This is a genomic window from Achromobacter sp. 1012554356, from assembly GCF_059760815.1.
Genome location: NZ_JCBANC010000018.1, coordinates 64,288 through 83,014, shown reverse-complemented (window position 1 = coordinate 83,014; position 18,727 = coordinate 64,288). Strand labels below are relative to the sequence as shown.

At 59.8% G+C, this 18,727-nt stretch carries 26 protein-coding genes; all 26 read left to right on the top strand.

Annotated elements, in window-relative coordinates; translation table 11 throughout:
- Positions 1-184: 184 nt before the first annotated feature.
- The gene (locus AC6LJW_RS11825; RefSeq protein WP_498087379.1) at positions 185-1,138 is read left to right on the top strand and encodes a hypothetical protein; all 954 of its coding nucleotides are present in this window, start codon (positions 185-187) and stop codon (positions 1,136-1,138) included.
- Positions 1,135-1,680 carry a hypothetical protein gene (locus AC6LJW_RS11820; RefSeq protein WP_498087378.1) on the top strand — a complete coding sequence of 182 codons (546 nt, stop codon included), beginning with the start codon at positions 1,135-1,137 and terminating at the stop codon, positions 1,678-1,680. Before AC6LJW_RS11825 ends, AC6LJW_RS11820 begins: the two co-directional genes overlap by 4 nt.
- 22 nt (positions 1,681-1,702) lie before the next feature.
- Positions 1,703-2,446, top strand: coding sequence for a hypothetical protein (locus AC6LJW_RS11815; RefSeq protein WP_498087377.1), 744 nt, complete (start codon positions 1,703-1,705; stop codon positions 2,444-2,446).
- Positions 2,443-3,816 (top strand): hypothetical protein, encoded by a 1,374-nt coding sequence (locus AC6LJW_RS11810; protein WP_498087376.1) that lies wholly within the window; start codon positions 2,443-2,445, stop codon positions 3,814-3,816. The genes AC6LJW_RS11815 and AC6LJW_RS11810 overlap by 4 nt, the downstream gene beginning before the upstream one ends.
- On the top strand, positions 3,813-4,436 hold the full coding sequence (locus AC6LJW_RS11805) for a hypothetical protein (protein ID WP_498087375.1): 624 nt from the start codon (positions 3,813-3,815) through the stop codon (positions 4,434-4,436). The genes AC6LJW_RS11810 and AC6LJW_RS11805 overlap by 4 nt, the downstream gene beginning before the upstream one ends.
- 1 nt (position 4,437) lies before the next feature.
- A complete protein-coding gene (locus AC6LJW_RS11800; protein WP_498087374.1) occupies positions 4,438-5,340 on the top strand; it encodes a hypothetical protein in 903 nt (300 codons plus the stop codon).
- A gap of 277 nt (positions 5,341-5,617) precedes the next feature.
- Positions 5,618-5,854 (top strand): hypothetical protein, encoded by a 237-nt coding sequence (locus AC6LJW_RS11795; RefSeq protein ID WP_498087372.1) that lies wholly within the window; start codon positions 5,618-5,620, stop codon positions 5,852-5,854.
- Positions 5,855-5,918: 64 nt separating this feature from the next.
- A complete protein-coding gene (locus AC6LJW_RS11790; protein ID WP_498087370.1) occupies positions 5,919-6,725 on the top strand; it encodes a hypothetical protein in 807 nt (268 codons plus the stop codon).
- A gap of 86 nt (positions 6,726-6,811) precedes the next feature.
- Positions 6,812-7,495, top strand: coding sequence for a hypothetical protein (locus tag AC6LJW_RS11785; protein WP_498087368.1), 684 nt, complete (start codon positions 6,812-6,814; stop codon positions 7,493-7,495).
- Positions 7,496-7,728: 233 nt separating this feature from the next.
- On the top strand, positions 7,729-8,241 hold the full coding sequence (locus AC6LJW_RS11780; protein WP_498087367.1) for a hypothetical protein: 513 nt from the start codon (positions 7,729-7,731) through the stop codon (positions 8,239-8,241).
- Positions 8,242-8,820: 579 nt separating this feature from the next.
- Positions 8,821-9,273 carry a hypothetical protein gene (locus tag AC6LJW_RS11775; RefSeq protein WP_498087366.1) on the top strand — a complete coding sequence of 151 codons (453 nt, stop codon included), beginning with the start codon at positions 8,821-8,823 and terminating at the stop codon, positions 9,271-9,273.
- 141 nt (positions 9,274-9,414) lie between these two features.
- Positions 9,415-9,648 carry a hypothetical protein gene (locus AC6LJW_RS11770; RefSeq protein ID WP_498087365.1) on the top strand — a complete coding sequence of 78 codons (234 nt, stop codon included), beginning with the start codon at positions 9,415-9,417 and terminating at the stop codon, positions 9,646-9,648.
- A gap of 10 nt (positions 9,649-9,658) precedes the next feature.
- Positions 9,659-9,967: a hypothetical protein gene (locus AC6LJW_RS11765; RefSeq protein WP_498087363.1), complete on the top strand. Its 309-nt coding sequence runs from the start codon at positions 9,659-9,661 to the stop codon at positions 9,965-9,967.
- Positions 9,968-10,082: 115 nt separating this feature from the next.
- Positions 10,083-10,661, top strand: a complete 579-nt coding sequence (locus AC6LJW_RS11760) for a hypothetical protein (protein ID WP_498087361.1) — start codon at positions 10,083-10,085, stop codon at positions 10,659-10,661.
- A gap of 125 nt (positions 10,662-10,786) precedes the next feature.
- A complete protein-coding gene (locus AC6LJW_RS11755) occupies positions 10,787-11,164 on the top strand; it encodes a hypothetical protein (protein ID WP_498087360.1) in 378 nt (125 codons plus the stop codon).
- Positions 11,165-11,306: 142 nt separating this feature from the next.
- On the top strand, positions 11,307-11,804 hold the full coding sequence (locus AC6LJW_RS11750; protein ID WP_498087359.1) for a hypothetical protein: 498 nt from the start codon (positions 11,307-11,309) through the stop codon (positions 11,802-11,804).
- Between the two features lie 155 nt (positions 11,805-11,959).
- Entirely contained in the window at positions 11,960-13,213 is a 1,254-nt protein-coding gene (locus AC6LJW_RS11745) for a hypothetical protein (RefSeq protein ID WP_498087358.1), read from the top strand.
- A 166-nt stretch (positions 13,214-13,379) separates the two neighbouring features.
- Complete coding sequence (locus AC6LJW_RS11740) at positions 13,380-13,781, top strand: H-NS histone family protein (protein ID WP_498087357.1); 402 nt, start codon at positions 13,380-13,382, stop codon at positions 13,779-13,781.
- 253 nt (positions 13,782-14,034) lie between these two features.
- Positions 14,035-14,184, top strand: a complete 150-nt coding sequence (locus AC6LJW_RS11735) for a hypothetical protein (RefSeq protein WP_498087356.1) — start codon at positions 14,035-14,037, stop codon at positions 14,182-14,184.
- Positions 14,185-14,234: 50 nt separating this feature from the next.
- Positions 14,235-14,504, top strand: coding sequence for a hypothetical protein (locus AC6LJW_RS11730; protein ID WP_498087355.1), 270 nt, complete (start codon positions 14,235-14,237; stop codon positions 14,502-14,504).
- 284 nt (positions 14,505-14,788) lie between these two features.
- Positions 14,789-15,937 (top strand): ParB/RepB/Spo0J family partition protein, encoded by a 1,149-nt coding sequence (locus tag AC6LJW_RS11725; RefSeq protein ID WP_498087354.1) that lies wholly within the window; start codon positions 14,789-14,791, stop codon positions 15,935-15,937.
- 300 nt (positions 15,938-16,237) lie between these two features.
- The gene (locus AC6LJW_RS11720) at positions 16,238-16,477 is read left to right on the top strand and encodes a hypothetical protein (RefSeq protein WP_498087353.1); all 240 of its coding nucleotides are present in this window, start codon (positions 16,238-16,240) and stop codon (positions 16,475-16,477) included.
- A gap of 209 nt (positions 16,478-16,686) precedes the next feature.
- On the top strand, positions 16,687-17,088 hold the full coding sequence (locus AC6LJW_RS11715) for a hypothetical protein (RefSeq protein WP_498087352.1): 402 nt from the start codon (positions 16,687-16,689) through the stop codon (positions 17,086-17,088).
- A gap of 258 nt (positions 17,089-17,346) precedes the next feature.
- Positions 17,347-17,613, top strand: a complete 267-nt coding sequence (locus tag AC6LJW_RS11710; RefSeq protein ID WP_498087351.1) for a hypothetical protein — start codon at positions 17,347-17,349, stop codon at positions 17,611-17,613.
- An 89-nt stretch (positions 17,614-17,702) separates the two neighbouring features.
- Positions 17,703-18,344, top strand: a complete 642-nt coding sequence (locus AC6LJW_RS11705; RefSeq protein WP_498087350.1) for a hypothetical protein — start codon at positions 17,703-17,705, stop codon at positions 18,342-18,344.
- Between the two features lie 74 nt (positions 18,345-18,418).
- Entirely contained in the window at positions 18,419-18,676 is a 258-nt protein-coding gene (locus AC6LJW_RS11700; protein WP_498087349.1) for a hypothetical protein, read from the top strand.
- The last annotated feature ends 51 nt before the right edge of the window (positions 18,677-18,727 follow it).

Sequence of the window (18,727 nt, the reverse complement as noted above, 5' to 3'; positions counted from 1 at the left end):
TGCCTAATACCGCATGCTATTGCGCCATCGCCAAACCCTGCGTATATCGGGTTAAGGGTGTGTGTGACACACCGAGAACCAACAGGGGTAACGGTGACGCTGCGTGCCATCGGATTTCGCCTCGCACTGTCCTCCCGAGCCTGGAATACGCCAACTAGCCGCAAGGGAAACTCAAGGAAAGGATATGACCCAATCCCACACGCCCAAAGCCGCAATGCAGGAACCCCGGCTGACAGATGAAGCAATTGATCGAATCGCCGCGCCGTGGCTGCAACCCGATGGCGAGGCAAATGCATCCGACGTGCGCGCCATCGTCCGCGCTGTGCTGTCCACGCTGCACGTCCCTTCAGAAGATGAGCGGGCGGCGTTTGAAGACTTTGAGGACCAATTCCTGACGGACGGAAATGGCTACGCCCAAGTCAGCACTTACAAGGCGTGCAGTGAAGCCTTCAACAAGGAATGGCCGAATCGGGAGGCTGCGTTCGCAGCCGCTAAGGCAGAATATGACCGTCTGCACCCATCTGCCCAGGCCGCGCGTGTTGGCACTGCCGCACCTCTGCAAAGCGCTCCTGTAGCCGGGGAGGCGCAGACCGCCGCGAGCACGGAGCACTACGACGAAGTGAAAGCGACGTTGCAGGGTTTGCATCGAATGATGGAAAGCCTATCCGCCATTGAGCGCCGGGTCGGTCCTATCGGGTCGCATGCGCGCGGGTACACCCACAAGATCACCAACGCCCTGCGCCATTTGGATGCACTCAATGCCGCCTTGGCAAGCGCCCCCGTTGCAGGGCGGGCGCAGATAGTTGGGTATTACACCGATTGGCCCGGCGAGCGTCATTATGCTCGGGAACCGCACGAATTTGATGAGCCGGGGTTGTATCTCACCTTTACGCGGGATACTCCTGCCTCTGATTACTGGCACCCTTGCTATGCCGCGCCCCAGGCCAGCGAGGCGGCGGATATGGCTCGCATAGTCCACGCGGCGGCGGAACTGCATGGCCTCATCACGGAGTACCAAGGCATGCCGTGCGACAGTCTCAGACAACGCATGTTCGACGGGGCGCGCCGCTACGGGCCGAGTATCCATGAAGCTCGCGCGGCCCTGTCCGCGCAACCGGGCGCGCAGAAGGATTCATGATGGAAGTCGATGATGAACTTTCGGATACGATTTTGCGCGCCATCGACATGCTTGTTCCGATAGGCGAAGGGAAGGCCCAGACCTCAGCGGACGGCCTCTTTTCCAAAACCCGCGAGCGCGCCGCCACCATCAACGACGCGCGCCGCGTGCTTTCGTTCGCAATCCCGATGTTACGACGCGTTCACGCATCCCTGGCAAACACCGCTGTAGCCGGGGACGAGCAGCGCGACGGGAACGCAGCGATGGCAGCCGAGTACCAGCGCTGGATCGACTACTACCACCAGGGCCGTGACTACGACGATTTCCTCAAGGAGTGCGTCTATTCCGCCCCCCAGGCCAGCGAGGGGCAACGTTCCTGCCCCAGCGGCGACCGCACCGAGCGTCATCCTCATGCGGGGCAGGCCGGGTTGGAACACAGCGTGAAGGAAACGGACCGACTGAAGGGCGTCCTGATGAATGTGCGCAAGCACATTGGACAGCACGAGCTTCACACGGCCATCAAGGTGATTGATGCTGCTCTTGCAGTGAAGACAACAGTCTGAGTAGAGACGAAGGGCGAATGAAATGAACGACAAGAACAAAATCGCGCCCTCGGACGCCGAGGAAATCAACGCAATTGTTGCGAAGCATTTTGGTGATGACGCAGCCACTGCGCAACGGGCCTACGGTGCTGTGGTTGAAGCGGTGTCCCGGCTGCGCGTCCCTATCACCGTCACGGCGGATATGGTCCGATCTGCTCGCGACGCATACGACACAGCAACGCATCCGGACTTGAACAGATGGAAGCGCGCTGTGATCGCAGCCATCGAGAGCGCACCTGTCATTGGGAAGGTCGTAGCGCACCTTTACGTTGATGAGCACGGTGTGCCTCACGCTTGCGATGCAGGTGTCGCGGGTTCGTTTCCCGTTTTCCGTGCGGGGGAGCCGCTTTCCAGCGCCCCCGTATCCGGGAGTTCGAATCCGGATCTCGCGCCGTCCAAATGCCCGATCACATCACGACCGTTCTTTGTGTCGCTGAAGCATCCCGAGCTTGGGGTGGTCCCGACCTATGGCGGACCCTTCGACAGCTACACCATTCCGCAGCTCGACGGCAAGCCGGACCAGCCATGGCATGAGCGCGAACTCTTTGTCCATCGCTATGACCACGACCTGGGCGGCTGGGTGAAGGACTCCATCGAAGTGATCCCGCTTCGCATCATCCACGAAAGCGTGCTTCACGGCCTTCAGGAGGCTGCGGAGCAGGGCAACATGCATGGTGGATCTGGGACAGCAAGCGCATCAAACGAACAGAATAAGGAAGGGGCATGAGTACGAATCTGGATCCGGCGCATTACAAAAATGTGGCCCGCGTTGCGGGGCATGCGCAACCCGTGGCCTGGGAGAACTTTCCGGCCTACCTCATTGAGCACTGCGAAGGCGAGCGCATCACGGAGGAAGGCCTACAGCATGCGCTGTCCAAAATGCTGGCGGATCCGAAATATGCCGCGCCTGCGGCCAGCGCCCCCGATTGCACGGCTCCTGCCGCGTCGCAGCCCGCCACGGAGCCGCAGGACCACCGCGATGCGGTGATGTGGGCCGTTGTGCAGGCCGGGCAGAGCGCTGGGATCCTTCGGAGCGACGTGAAGAGCATCAGCGGTGCGCAGTGCATGTGTATCCTGGACTACCTGAGCCGCCCCCCGCAGGCCGAGCAAGCGGGGGCCAACATGTTCTGGGATGCGGGCTTTCCGACCGAAGTCCACGAGAGCCTGACGGACGCGATGGACGCGGCGCAGGGCAACCACGGGCTTATGCAAGATGACGTGGCCGAGATTCAATGCGCCGTCCGTCTGCCCGCGCTGCGCTTGCTGGTCACGGAAGGGGACGAAGACGGCGACGTGTTCGAATACAAAGTGATCGAAGGGCAGGAGGTTGTGCAGGGTGGAGAGGATCCTGACCCGGCCAACTGCGCGCCCCCGGTTCGAGAGACGGCGTACAACACGGGCTTGAGCGACGGTCTGGAAGTAGCCGCTGTGGTCGTGAACAATCTCCGAAGCAACGGGCTGTCGTGCGATCTCAAAAGCATCGTCTCGTCGATTCGCGCCCTCAAGGGCCAACATGCCGCTCATCCAGCCGGGGGCGTGGTCGCGTGGCTGGATCCGAACGGGGATCCGTTTTGCAACGTCATAACCGCCGTGTGGAAGGAACGCCTCGTGGGCATAGAGAGCCACGACGGCTTTGAACGCGAGCACGCGGCGAAACACACCGTCGCACTGACCTACGCGGCTCTCCAAAGCAGCGCATCGAAAGACGCGAAGGAGCTACCGACAGCCTGGAAGGTGTTCGATGCGGGGCTGAACAAGCACTACTTGACGGAGCACCCTCGCGTCGCGCAAACGCTGCGGGAGGAAGGGGGGAACATCGTTAAAGACCTGTTCGAACATCCCTCGCTCGTGGACCGCGAGACGGACCGAAATTCCGCGCTTGAGGAAGCCGCGCAGATCTGTGACGCGGAAGCCATGGAATGGGAGTCGGATGCCGTGGTGACAGAGAAAAACTATGCCCAGGCGGCGGCGCGGCGTATCCGGTCGATGGTGCGCGCCGTGCCAAGCGAGCGGGGCGCTCGTGTCGTGGCGCTCGCGGGCGACGAGGGACACGGCAAGATTTCCGCCTTCGTCCATGCCTCGAAGGATCTCCAATGAAGCAGAACTGCGAACATACGACCAAGGGCCAGGCATCGGCCACGGAAGACGGGTCAGAGTGGCTTGGCATGCGCGCCGCGGGATGGATCTGGAACCAGCCCATCCCCCGTCCCCATGGCGACCCGCTTTCGATCACCAAGTACGCGGAGCATCGCGCAGAGGCACCGGTCGCCGCTGAGCGGCTATACAAAGAGAGCGACGTGCGCGCTTTGTTGGAGGGTCAGCGCGCTCTCGTCGCCCAGGAGGCCTGCTTTCCGGTCGGGATGCAGCTCGGTGCCGCACTCGACAGCGCCCCCGGCCAACCCCCTTCTTTTGCTAGGGTTGGGGCGAGCCACAGCGACGCAGGCGGACGTGCCAGTTTCGTTGCAGCGAGCACGATCCATATCGTCAGCGAGTCCGATCTAGCCAGCGCCTTCAGCGGAACGGACTTTGGGGGCGCGGACCATCGCCAGCTCATTGAAGTGGGTGTCCTGAAGAAGGCCGCTGGCTATAGCTGCGGCCACACGCTCACCGAAGTCATGATCGGCCTGGGCCTTATTAACCGCAAGGGTGGGCTTTTAAAGCGCGGGGTGAAGCTGCTGCGCGCCGCATTCGACCCACTGATGCGAAATGGCGGCTGATATGAGCAAAAGAAAGGTTCAAGAGACGCAGCCGACACTCACGCGGGAAATGCGTGATGACCTCATTTCCCGGCACTTGGGCGCTGCATCCATTTCGACGCGCCTTGGCTGTCACCGATTGATCGATGCTCTCTTACCCGCGCTGCGCGATCTAAGTGCGCCGCCGACAGCCGCCGCAGAGAAGGAGCAGGCAGAGAGCGAAAGCCAGTGCGCAAATTGCGGCAAGCCCGCCAGCGAAGCGGCCCATTGCATTGCGGAATACCCGGAAGAAGGGGAGTGGTTCTGCTCCGATGCCTGCTTCGAGCAGCATGGCATTCTCGATTGCCCGCACGTCACGCATTCCGGCTATCGGCATCCGGCTGAGGCGCAGCGCCTGATAGCTGCCGAACGTGTGCTGCATGCGGTCGCCGCGTTGCTTGGTTGCGAAGTCCCGGGGTCTGAAGACCTTAGTGCTGCGGATCTTGAACAGCAGATCCGGGAACGGGTGGAGGGGCTATTGCATGGGCAGGCTGAGCGGGAGGGAGGCGGTAGAGCGCACCGACTGCCATTGTTCTGGGTGCGGCCCCGCTCGGACGGCGGATATGACGGACCCATCAGCGATGACGCAATTGAAGACGTGCGGAAAAATTCTGGTGCGTGGGTTGCGCTGACCGCAGCAGAAGACGGCACGGTGCAGCGCGCCGCGCGTAGGCCGATCACGGATCGCATGGTCGTTAGCGCCCTGGATGCCTTCAACGGTTATCCATGCCCTCCCGGTAGCACCATGGCCCGTTGTTTGAACGACAAGCAGATGGCTGCCGCAATCCGGGCCGCTATCGGAACAATGCCCGATGACGCGGCTGCGGGATCCTCTGGACATAAGGCAATAGCTATGGACACAAGCTCTGGACATTTGGTGTCCTGATGCGGCCACCGCAACGCCCCCCAGCGTTGGAAAGTGCTATCGAGAGGGCTTGAAGAGGCTCAGTGGTCCGCGCAGGCTACTGGCAGGGATCGGGACCGTAGCCATAGTTGCGCCGCAGGCGCTCCGGTCGGCATGTAGGACAATTTGGCCGCAATTATTACGACGCCGCGCCCTGCGAGAGTGCGCGTATCGCAAGCGGACTGCCGGGCAGTGGAACCCATAAGCCACCGATCCGCCACCGCACAGGGCGGTGTATCACCCAGACAGGAAAAAAAGCATGAACAAGGTCGATTACAAGGCGCTCGACGAGGCGATTCTCCAACGCATTCGCGAGGGCCATTCGAGAGCAAGCGCGATTGAGGGCGGTGACGCCGAAGCAGAGGCGCGAAAGCTGTCGTCCGCAAAGGTGCCGGAGTACCGCATCATTGATCGTCGCCTTCAAGCTCTGCGCAAAGCAGGGCGCATCGCATACGAGAAGACTGGCGGATGGTCTGTGGTGACGCTACCCGCCTGATCCAACACCCCTTGCCACGCCCACAAGCCTTGATCGGGGCTGACCCGATGACATGAACGAACCTATGTCTACGACGAACGAAACCATCTACGTGCTTCACGACCAAGACGGTCGATTTCTTGGTGGACCTTTCCGTGGGGCGGCGACGCTCGACATTGCGGCGCTTGCCAGCGAGTTTCGTAAGGAACGCTACGCCGAAGCGGAAGCCGACCAGGAGGACTACTGCTGGATTAGCGAGTCGGCTTTTGTCGAATGGCTGATCAAACGCGGCCTGCTCACGCCCATTGATGCCGTGAGTTTGATCCCAAATGTAGATGCGAACGACGAGGACGCCTACGTTCCCAAGCATTGGCCGTTGTGCCCGACCTGCAAGAGCGGGCGAGGAAGACCTGAAACGGGCCGGGTGTTGCACGCGCTGAATCGACGGGATAGCCATCGGAAATGCACCGAGTGCGGAAACACCTGGGACCACCACGATGAGCCGTATTACTGGGACAGGCCGATGCTCGAAGACGACGGGCGGTGTGTCGAGAGTGGGTGCGTACCCTATGCAATCAGTCAGGCGGGCGGCATTCCGTTTGAGCAGGCTATTGGCGCGTGCCGTGACCTCGGGTGGTGCGCCGAACGGGGAATCGACGAACACCTCGGGATTGCCGCTGCAACCAAGTGCGGCCTGAACCTCATCGAATGGGAGCCGGACACGGATGCAGAAACGCTAACCCTCGGCAAACTGTTCAAGAGTTTGCCGGTGTCGGGAAAGTTCATCGTCTCGACCCGTAACCATTGGCTGGCCTATGTGTGCGGCGAAAACCGAGATCAAGCAGATACGCACGCGCGAAGTGTGGTGACGGGGTGCTGGGAAGTTCGGTAGTTCTTTGCGCCAGACAGTGAACAAGTGCGTAGATATAATACATACCCGTAGTTGATCACTTGTCCAATCCATAGAGGAATGCCCACATGTTCAAGCCGATTGCAGCGGCGCTTGCTTTCGCTCTCGCGTGCGCGCCCGCGCTAGCCCAGACCAAGCCGGGCAAGTTCACCCTGGTTGGAGTGCAAAGTGCGGTCGAGCGGTTCGCGCCGGGCGATCCGGATGTGGTTCGCGCACTGGACATTACCCGGCACATTGGGGGCGTTGTGTGCGGAAAGGGGTTTGAGCAGGACGCGGACCAAGTGATGGACAATTCCTCGGTCTTCGAATGGCTCTGGTCGATGCACCAGATCGCGCCTCAGGTGCTTGGAAACGCGCAAGGTGAAGATACCCTTGGCGAACGTCTCGGCAGCATCAAGTGCGACGCCGCTAAACTGCCTCAGATGCCTGGGTTCGACCCATCGGCGGGCGGCGACGTTTGGAAGCAGGGCCGCGTCGCATACAAATTGTTGAAGGCATCCGAAAAAGCAGCCATTGAACTGGGGTATGACAGTTCTGCTCGCCATGCTGCGCTGACGCGTTCCGCTCACCTGATGGCCGCATCAGTTCACCTCGCCCTTTCCCATGAAATGCGACAAGAAGGTGTTGTTGCGAGTCGCGTCGAAAGTTCGGCTCCTTCCGAAGCTCTGGAGCAGGCGAAATTTTTGCTGAACATGGCGCAAGGGACGCTCTCGAATTACGAAGAGAAAGAGGCGCGGAATGTCGGAAAGTAATGGCGGCGATTGCTCGCCCGCCCAAGCGCCCGTAGCGTCGAAGATGGCCGTCTCGGAGTTCTGCGCCGAAGCTAAACGGATCGGGCTGACCTTCGAGGTGTTTGCCGCGCAACTGGCCGCTCGACCGGAGTTCGCCGACTGCCTGCCAACGCGGGCCGAGCACGAACAACATGGACACCGCTCGCCAGAGTCGAGCCGTTAGACGGATTCCAGCGCAAGAAGGTGAAAAGAACATGAGTGCGCCCCTAAAATCACTTCAAACTCGTCGTAAAGCTGCAAGAGCTGAGCTAAATGAGGTGGTTAACAAGATGCAGGTCGCTCAAGGCACGTACATTGAGCGTAAGAGAGTGGTCCAAGAACTGATGGCTCAGGTCGCTGCCTTACCTGAGAACGATCCGGCGCTTGAATCACTTCAGGCACGCTTGGCGACCGCGAAAGATGATTGTTCGCAAGCGTGGTCCGACCTTCAAGTTGTGAAAGCGTCCCGCGTAATGGCGCAGCAGAAGGTTGTAGATATCGGGAAGCGCATCGAATCGTTGACGGTACGCGAAGTGGTGGTCAGCGAACACGCAATGCTCCGCTACTGCGAACGTGTCTATGGTTTCAATTTGGACGAGATCAAGGCCGCAATCCTTACCCCATCCGTTGCGGCCAGCATAAAGACGTTCGGCGACGGGAAATTTCCCTCTGGAACGGGCTTCACAGTTGTGGTCAAAAACCGAGTAGTAGTGTCCCTCATGGAGTAATCGTGCCAAGCGGCAAGCAGGATCAAATAAGGTCGGAAGAAGTGGACGCGCAGCTTCGAGCGTATGGAGAGCAGCTTATGCAGGCCGACATGCTATTGCGAGGTGCCAACAAAGCCATTGCGCAGTATTACAGGGCCAGGGGCTACCCGGATTTCGACTTTCAGCACCCAGCGCCCCGCTTTGACTTTGAGCTTGCATTACGACAATACCGACAGCAAAGGGAGGGGCGCTAACGCTTCGGCGTTTGGTCGTGCATGGGTTATAATGCTGTCATATGCTGCCCGGACGACATGTATCTTCTCGCGCTGTCGTTATAGGTAAGTGCGTCATATTTAGGACGAAGCCTTTATGCCATTCAGATCGATCCAAACCCTTCCAGCCGATTCCGCGAACGTGGGCGCGGACTCCATGACCGCTGCTGAGCGCATGAATCCGGCGCTCCACAAAGGGCGGCGTGAACCCATTCCTCCAGTCGCGTTGTGCGGCATGCTCGTTCTCGCGGGTTTGTGTCTGCTTTCACTCGTGAGCGCAGTCCTCGATCTCCGCGTTTTGTTCCTTGAATGACGCAGCGGAGGCAATATGCTGATTAAGAAATGGGCGGCGTACCTTTCCGACGATTGGGTGGACACCCTGTCTGGTTTGCTGGGCCTGATTTTGGCTGGCGCTATGATTTGGGTCTACGCTATCTACCCAGGTCAAGCGCGCGCGAAAACGGAACTCCCTTCCGCAGTTGAGACGAAGGCGGCGAAGCTGGAAGTTGCGCTCCGGCGCACATGCTACGAGTCCTGGCATTCGACTGAGTGCTTCTACGACGCAACGCTCTCGCCTGATGCGTTGTCAAAAGCGGTGTCTTCGGCAAACGAATGCGAAATCGGTAAGCTGAAAGCGGTTTCCGACGAGGCAAATATGATTACCGTAGCGACGCTGGTGGAGGTGGAAAAAGCCTGCGCGCAGATCGCGGCTGATGAGGCTGCGAGGATGAAGAAAGCTATCGACCTCAGCGAACAGCGCGCAGTTCTGGATAAGCGCTGAACGCGGTCAACATGTGCAATCCGATCCGCGTAGTGTCGCCCTGATTCAGCCACCAGTGCGCCGCGCATTGTTCGAAGCAAGTGCGCGGGGCTATACCGCATCCGAGCGCTATAACGCCCCAGTATCTCAATAGGAGCATCCATGTTTCCATTTCGCTTCAACGCATCAACCGAGCTGGCCAAAAAGCTTGCTTCCGAATCCCTGAGCAGCGGCACGCCGCTGCCCGTCGTCGATCCAAAGGGCGACACCGAAGGTTTGGCCACGCCCAACCCGGAGGACAATCCGCAGTCGCGTGAGGCGGCTGGCGATTCGGCGCAGCAGAGCGAACTGGTGCCCCAGATCGACACCACCAGCAGCGCCGCGAAGCGTGGGTGAGGGCTGATCCATGCGACCCAGCAAAGAAATGATCGCGGCGGCGCAAGAAGCCGCGCCCGAGGTGGACCCCCGCACCGTTGAGCGAATCCTTAGCGCGGCAATGCCGGGAACCTTCGTGCTCGAAGTGGACGCGGGAGAGAAAATTGTTGGTGGAAAATCTTTCTACCCCGCGCGTGCAGCGATCTTGTTCACGGATCCCTTGAGGGCGTTGGGCGTTGCTCAGGAGATCCTTATCAGCGCGAACAACGCGTTGATGCGGCGGGAAACGAAGTGCTCCCTCTTTGTGCATGTTCCGGGTGAAGCCACGTTTGAGGACTGAGTGCTCCCAGTGCCTGCGGGTCGTCCGGCGCGAGACACACGCGGACCCTCGTCGCAATATGGGTTATAATAGAGGTTCTAACTAATCTAACGGTCTTTTCTTGGAACCCTGCCTCATGTCGAACTCGCAACCCTCGATTTCCGCGCTCGCTGCATGCCATGCCGCCCTGGTCTTGCTCGATGGATGCAATTGGCTTGATAGCGACCCGTTCGACATTCCTGACCTCGCCAAGGGCAAGGAAGCCGCGAGAGCGGCGCTCGCCCAGGTGGCAGAGGCCAACGTCGCAGCGCATAGTGACGCGGAGCAGCCCGTTGGCCGCTTCGAGAAAACAGGGGACCGTCGAGTCAATTCGGATGGTTCGGTATCGGAGCTGGTTGACGACGGCGACGGCGGAATCGGCACGTTGACGACCGGCATTCCTGCACCCACACACCCGGTCATTTTCGATCCGTCAGCCGCCGTGCCGATCCCGCATCCTGACGCATGTCGCGCCTCTGCCGTGCGGTGGGAGGACATGAATCGATATGAGCGCGAAAACGCGATGGAGAAGATTCGCGGCTACCTCATTCCCCGGAACGGTGAGCAACCGGAAAAGTCGTTCGAGCGCGCCAAGGCCGAATGCTTGGGGGCGCTGCGTCGCCAAATTGCCACGATTGAGGCGACCGCGTATAAGGCTGCCGTAACCTGCGCCTGAATTCTCGGGATCAATCATGGATCCGGGATCGGCACTGCTGCCGGACCGCACCCAATACACTTCCGGAAACAGAGCGCTGTAGAGGCGCTACCAAATTACAATATTGCCCCTTGGAGAAATTGATCGTGTCTACGAAAAAAAATGCTTTGCAGCCGTTTGGTCGTGCGCTTAGAGCGCTTGAAATCATGATACTGGTGGGGCTTGTGGCGGGCCTTTTCGCTCTTGCGGCGCACGTCCGCCAGGAATTCCAACGTCGCCAGGAAGTCGTTGCCTCCGTTCAAGCGAAAGCTAGCGAGCTGGGCCTCCAAGTTCGAACCGAATGTGAGGACACGCTGTTGGGAGCTAAATGCAAGTACTTTGAGGATCCTTTGCCTGTCAATGAGGTGACACGGGTGATTGCTTCCATGCCACAGTGCGAAGGGACGGCGATGCTGTCTAAGGTTCATGCAAAGGGCGCAGTCAATGTCCTTGATGTGCTGGACGCCGAAGCGAGCTGCCGCTAAGTGGCGACTCCGATGTGGGGGAGGGGCGAAACCGTATCTGTAATGCGGTTCCCCATTCCGTCGCGCGGGTTCTCATATGGGTTATAATAGGTGTATCGCGCATAATTATTGCCACTCACTGAGCGCCGAAGAACGAGGAATCATGACCAATACCGCCACTGAACTTCTTGCCGCCGTTCGCACCGCTGCCGCCAGCAACGAGTATCCGATTGCGGATGACGCCGCGTTCTTTGGGTCGCGTCACATGGGAATGGGCGACGAGCCTGCCGGGTTGGCACTGCGCGAAGGCATCCTGATTCAGCGTGCCGTCATTCGCCGCATCGTCATGGACGTGCTTGCGGTCACTGTCGAAGGGGCCGAGGCTTATGTGTTGGGCGTTTTCGACGGAGAAGAGGTCGTCGTTCAAGCATCCCGTGATCTGAACCAAATCATGGGGGCGCTCATGTCCACGGACGAAGACGTGCTCATAGTGCGTCGCATCCGACCCGATCGTTGCTCTACCTACGTGGGTTCGATCCACCTGATCTACGGCGTTGCTGGCTGGGAGGTCATTGCTGACAATACTGACAATTCCATCATCAATGAGTTGCTGCGCGGAGCAGAGGAACTTGCTGGCGAGTTCTGCGAGCTGATGCAGTAAAAATGGGTGTGCTGGGGCGGGAAGGGGGCATGCTTGCGCCTTTACGCGCTTTGTGTAACCGCCGCGACAATCGCGGTGAGCATTTCCAGACATGGGTTATAATACGCCTATTGCGCGTGGCGTACCTGCCACCCGCCAGACCTTGAGGCCCCGGCATGAATCACTCCAAGTCCGTTACTGTCCTTCGCGCTCGGTTGCCCGACGCGCGTGAAGCGCTTGATAAGCTCGTGCGCAAAGCGGCGCGCCACGGCGTGCAAGGGATTGGATATACGGTGGCTCGCCACTGGGACGAGATCAAGACCCGCAGGGATTGGACGGGACGCGACCGCGAATACACGGTGGAGTGGACCGATCTGGAGATTTCTTCAGGCCCGCTCAAGGTCGGCGACCACTCGTTCCTGGCCAAGCTGGAAGTCACTGCTGATGGCACGCTCGTGGACAAGCTGCCCGGTGTCGAGCTGGACGCGAAGTGGATGACCTGGGCCGGGGATTGCGAGCACTGCCGCGTGAGCCGCGCCCGCAAGCACCTGTTCGTGGTTCAGGACAATTCCACTGGCACGCAATTGGCCGTGGGCCGGTCGTGCCTGCGAGCGTTCTTGGGCACGGACACGCCGAGCGAAATCGCCGCGCACTTTGCATTCTGGTCCGACGTGGGTGGCGGTGGCAGTGAGGGCGACGAGGGCTGGGGCGGCTTCCGCTCCTACAAGTATGCCCAAAGCATCATTTCCATTGTGGCCATGACAGCGGTGGTTGTGCGCCTCTTTGGATGGTGCAGCAAAGCCCAGGCGGCGAACGACGGCACCACGACCCCGACGAGCGCCCGTGTTGCTTTCGCGCTCAGCAAGCGCCCCCAGCCGGATCGCTATGGCGATTCCGCTGGGCTGTTGTGGGACAGGATCCGGGCTGCGTACTCGGAAGAGGACGAATGCACGGCTGTCAAAATCATCGCCTGGGTGCGGGAAGCGATGCGACCCGCCAACGAGTACACGCACAACCTGCGAATCATCTTCGCCCAGGACCAGATATTCGACCCGAAGCGAGAAGCCCTTGTGGTGAGCGCTTACGCGGCCTGGGACCGGGCGCAGGGCGCGGAGATCCGCAAGCGTGAAGATTCAAGCGGTCACGAGTCCCAATGGGTCGGAACCGTGGGAAAACGGTTCCGTGATCTGCCCGTCGTATTCGACGGCTCCAAAGCCATCGGCACCGATGCGTTTGGCGGTGAGAAAGTCCTTATTAGCTTTCGCACCGAGGCAGGCGATACCATCAAATGGTTCACCAATTCTGGCTTGCGCGAATCCGTAAACCGGGGCGACAAGCTGCTACTGACCGGAACCGTAAAAGATCACAAGGAATACCAGGGGATAAAGGAAACTACCGCCAGCCGCTGCATTGTTGGCGGAATTGCCTGAGGCAAGATTCGAAATCTGATGACTTCCCGGGGCATCGCCCCCGGCCTTACCCTCTCAAAAGAGAATTGCTCGACCAATAATTCCCGTTGCTTTGCAAATCACGCAACGCAGGATTGCCTTATCATTTACGCATACCACCAATTCGGACTTTATATAAGGAGCCAGCATGGCACGCGAGTCGTATTCCGCCCTTCAGGCCAAGATCGACAAGGAAATCGAAAAACTGCGCAAAAAGAAAGAAGCGCTTGAAGCTCGCCAGCGCCAGCCCCGGATCGACTCCATCATCAAACAAATGCAGGACTACTCGATCACCCCTCAGGAGATTGTGGCTGCGTTTGGCGGTGGCACGAAGGGTGGCCTTCGTGGGCGCAAACTCGCTACTTCCGGCAAAAAATCCGCTGCTGAGAAGCGGCCCGTCGCCCCCAAGTACCGCAACAACGAAACGGGCGACACCTGGACCGGACGCGGTAGAGCACCGCGCTGGCTCGCCGCAGCAGAGGCCGCAGGCACTCCGCGTGAAAGCTTCCTCATCCCCGAAGATGGTGGCAACGGCGCTGAATCGTCGTAAGGCCTGATAGGTCGGAGGGGAGCGCCAGGACAACACGCCGCCCCCCTCTGCTTTGTCAGGGTGATTTTCCAGCAAGCCCCCAGTCCATAGCGACGCGGGGAGTTTCCGAACCCGGTGGTTTTGTAACCCCCGGGCTTTCGCTCGTCTGTACCTGTCATGCCTGGGTTAAAATAGCTCCATTGATTCGCCGAACACGCAATGCACCGCCTCCCGCTGGTGACAGGCATTCGGCTCCGCATCAAGGAGAAGGGCAATGGGCAAGACCTTTGACAGCATCGCCTCGATGAGCGTGGCGGCGGGTCAGCAAGACGACAGCGCGAACATCCTGGCCGAAGTTGGCGTGAACGCCGACACGGCGGCTGACATGCTGGACGATGAAATTGTGGCGATGTGCTTTTTCTGATCGGCCTAACGGTTCAGGCACAATTACCCGAATTGCCTCAAGGAGCGCCGATGAAAACCTACTCTTTCAGAGCCGAGGCACCGGCAGACCTGGAACGCTTCCAGAAGGCGTGCGTCGCCGCAGGCTTGCTGGCGTCCGTCCAGGACAACACTGTGTTCGATCCTCTCGGGGATGTGGAAGTCGAATTCCAGTCCGATGCAACCCTGGATCAACTGCGGGGCGTATTTCGCGCCCTCGCCGATGGCCACGTCATGCTCCAGACGCTCCGGGAGTGCCCGCTGAGCGAAAACTCGCTGGAGCGCGATTACGACCTCGAATAATTGCGGGCCGTTTGTCGGCGCGCAACGCCGCAGTTGGATTTCAGCTCGCGACCAGGGTCAGGCAGATAGACTCTCGCGTCCGGGGGATCACAGCAGGGCGCGGCGCTAAGCATGGCCGCTGATTGAAGGCGTGCAGTTTGCCCTCAAAAATGTGTAACGCGCCGGCGTGGCGCACTTTTTACGCAAGGCATGAGTTATAATAGCGTTACTGGTTGAGGCAGCGCTTCCGCTGCATCAGCCGCCCAACTTCACCCAGCACCACAACTTAATTTTTGGAGAAGCACATGACCGCTAACATGACCGCTGCTCAGAGCATCGAAAACTTCGACGCGCTGCAACAGGACTTCGACGGGAACGTCGTGATGGCCGCTTTCAAATCGGGCACCAAGAGCCTGGGCGCGACGGCCCGCGACCACGTTGCGATTCCCCTGGACAAGGTGCGCTTTCGCGAGAACTACAACCCTCGCTTGATGACGCCGCAGTACAAGGCGCGCGTTGAGCATATCGCGGCGCTGATGCTCGCCAACGGCTATCAGCAAGACAAACCGATCACCGGCTTCGTGACCAAGCAGGGCGATGAAATCGTTGCCTATGTGGTCGCTGGCCACACCCGGATCCTGGCGGCGCGGTTGGCCAACACCATGGGCGCGAACATCGTGTCCGTGCCGATGTTGAAGGTGCCGGAGGGGACGGACGAAACCGATCTGAACTTCGATCTCGTCCTGAGCAACGACGGCGCGCCGCTGACCCTGTACGAGCAAGGCATCGTCAATCATCGCCTCATTAACCGTGGGCTGTCCATTGCTGATATCGCCCGCCGCCTGAACGTGAGCGACAGTCATGTGCGCAACTCGCTGGATCTGCGCTCCGCCCCCCGCGCCGTCGTGGAAATGATCGTGGAAGGCAAGATTTCCGAAACCCTGGCGCTGAACATGCTGCGCCAGCACGGCTCGGACGCGATCAGCGTGCTGCAAAAGGGCGTGGAAACGGCCCAGTCGCTCGGCAAGAAGAAGGTGACGGTTGCGACCCTCCAAGGCCCCAAGATGCCCGCCCCCGTTGCCATGAGCGCAGTCGGCGCGGTCGAGACGTTCGTCAAGAACCTGGACGTGGGCGTGGTGCAGTCGGTGAAGGCTCTTGCAGAGGATGCGCAGGCCGAAGAGGTGGACGAGAACGCCACGATTCCCGTTCCCCTGTCCATGCTGCGCAAGCTGATCGAAATGAGCGACGAAATCACCAGCGCGCGGGAAAAGATGGCCGAGAAGGAAGCCAAGGCCAAGGAGCGCCAGGAGAAAAAGGCCGCTGAGCAGGCGAAGGGCGAACGCGACGAGCGCCAACAGGATCTGCTGCCGACCGATGGCGGCGAAGGTGGCGACAGCGCCCCCGAGAGCGAGGATGCCTCGTCGCAAGAGCCGGTCGATCAGGACAACGCGTAATCATTTCGTCCCCGTCAATGCCCGAAATCGGGTCGTGGCGGGCCTTTTGGTGGCGGACCTGGGCCGGTGTAGCCACCTCTACCTTTCGGAGGCTGATATGCGCTAGCGAAAGATTTGCCCGTCGCCCTCAGGGGTGCCGGAACGTTGAGTGAAGTAGCTGGGGTGGGGCATGTTTAGCGGCGTGCCCCACATTTCCCGAAGCATCGTGCCGCTAGAGTTTGAAAAGCCGCTGGCGTGTGATGCCAGCAGCATGGTCGCCCCGAAAGGGCTGACGCGCAACGCCAGACAACGAGCAAATCAATGCACACGTCGCCCGCAATACCGTCGCACGCCGAGCGGCGCGCCGCCATGCACATGGCGCGGCGCTACCTCCAGGCGTTTGATCGCACCGCCTTCGCGGCGAAGCATCGCCTGACGCCGGACTGCTTGGCCATGCGCTATGCGCGGGTATTGCCTGATTTGATGGAGCGCTTTGACTTGGAAGATTCGTTTGCCGAGGCGGATGCCATGGTGTTCTCGCCCCCGGATCCCCACGATTGACGGCGCGTGTGAGTGGTCCTGGCATTGGAACCGCTTCGCGGTATCGACGGTTCGCCGCGATGGCGGCGGCGGTCGTGCGGGTTGCGGAGCTGGGAAATCCCGCATGCAAAGGCCCCGCAAAAAGTGTAACGAGGGCGTGTAGGGGTCAAAAAGCGTCTAGGCATGGGTTATAATAGGTTTAATGTGTTCATGAGTGAATGAGGGTCGATATGTCGAACAGCAGCGTTGCTCGCGCCGTTCACCCCACGATTTCCGAGGGAGTGCGGGCGGCATTCGAAGAGCGCGAAGACTGGCGCACGAAGATCGCAGCCGCTGTGCGCCTTCTGCCGAAGCAAGGAGCGCAGGTCGCAGCAGACGATGTTGCCGCGATGCGCCGGACCGTGGCAGCCCATGCGCAAGCCGCAATTGAGCACCTGGCACAGGCCATGGTGATCAACCAGGCGCTCATGGCGACGTTGGGGGCGCAGTTCGAGCAAATGCCCGAAACCCACGAAAAGCACTGCGCCGAGATCGGGGCGGCGATCCAGACGCCCAGCGAGCTGGAGCTGCAAGACGCGCTGGAAGAAGCGCTCGACAACCTTCGCCGAGCGTACGAACGATTTACGGAGTGACCGCCAAGAGTCACAAGGAATGCGGAACGGCCGGAAGAAGAGCTATCGGGAAATTGGCCACGTCAGAAGAGCCAACCCTTCAGTAGCCGGAAAAAGAGCCGTGAAATATAAGTGGCCATCAAGAGCCATCGGATGATTCGCCCCCAAACATGCCGCAGGTCCAAGAAGCATGGGGAGGCGAACTCACTTTCTTTGCGGGGGCGGGGTGGAATCTGTCGCCGCCCTCAAACGCCGTCATCAACCGTGGAAATAATTACGATGCAAACCGAAGAAACTTCCAAGGGCAGAGCGCCGGACCGCGAGGTCGCGATTCTGACCGTGGTCCTGCGGCTTCCGGAGGATCCTGAAAAGCGGGATGCAGTCGTGAATGCGCTCCGCCTCGGCGAAGACTTCATGGGTGCGCACGTCACTGCCGCTTCCATGGAAGACGCAATCACGATGAACGCCTTTCTTGACGAGCGCGTGGATGAACGGCTCATGCAGGAAGCAAGGTCGCGGACCAAGGCCCTGCACCGCGAAATGTAAACTTCAGGGCCGTCCGCCAATGGGTGGCCCTGTTCGCATGCTGCGGCACACGCTTTTCGCGTTTCTCTCAACCGACAATCGGTCTACTTATGTTGTATCTCGTCTCTGCCATCCTATTGATGGTTGCCGCATGGCGGTGCCTGATCCTCGTCCTCCAAGAGCCGGGCAACTGGCAGTCATTGAAGCCGCGTGACATGCTCACCATCAACGCAGCTTTTGTCCCGACAGTTTTGGCTGCCGCTCCGCTGATGTACGCGCTTTATAACGGGTTTCGAATGGAGGCGGGGGGGGTTTCTGCCGACATATCCATGACTGTCCCTGTTTCCCTTCTGCTAGTCGGTGGCGTGTGGGGCGCGGGCTTCTACGGCATTCGCGTTTTGCGAGGGATTCAAGTGCGCAGTGGCGTACTCGCCGTGATGGCGGGACTGCTTCTGTCCTTTATCGCCATAGATCATCTTTGGTTCTTTCGCGACAACGACCAGTCTGGCATTGTGAATGCGCTGTTGCTCAAGCAATTGGGGTATCCGACCGATGTCGATTGCAACCGCTTCGTGCTTGTCAGCAATATTCGTGCGGAATCGGCGACCTATCGCTGTCCGAACAGCGTCGCGATTGGGGGCGCGTTTGTTTCGGACCCGTTCGTGCCCTGGCCCAGCTACACGGAAGGCGTGAGCACTTCGTTGGGGCCTGCCATGCAAGCCGTTGAGGCCAGCGCAAAGAGATCGAACTAGCAGGCAAGCGATCAACGTAGTGTCCAAGCTTGGCCTCGAAATCGTAGTCCGACCCTTTCAATGCAATAAGTGCTATGCCCGAAATTCAGCCCGTGCTTTCGAATCTGTGGTGGCTACCATACGCAACGCTGTTTTTGGCAGCCGGGAGCATCATGGCTGGCCTAGTCTGCGCGTATCGCGCCTGGGCGATCTGGCATTACCGCGACAATCCCCCCTCAGATCCGGTGGTTGCCAAGCTGCTGGAAGAGGTGAAGCCGCCACGATATGGCATTTATGCTGCCCTCTGGCTTGCTGCGGGCGCTATTTTGGCTGGCTGGACCTTCGCGCTATAGCTTCGTTATGCGCTATTCGAAAAGATGTGTAGACAACTTCCTCGCGAGAAC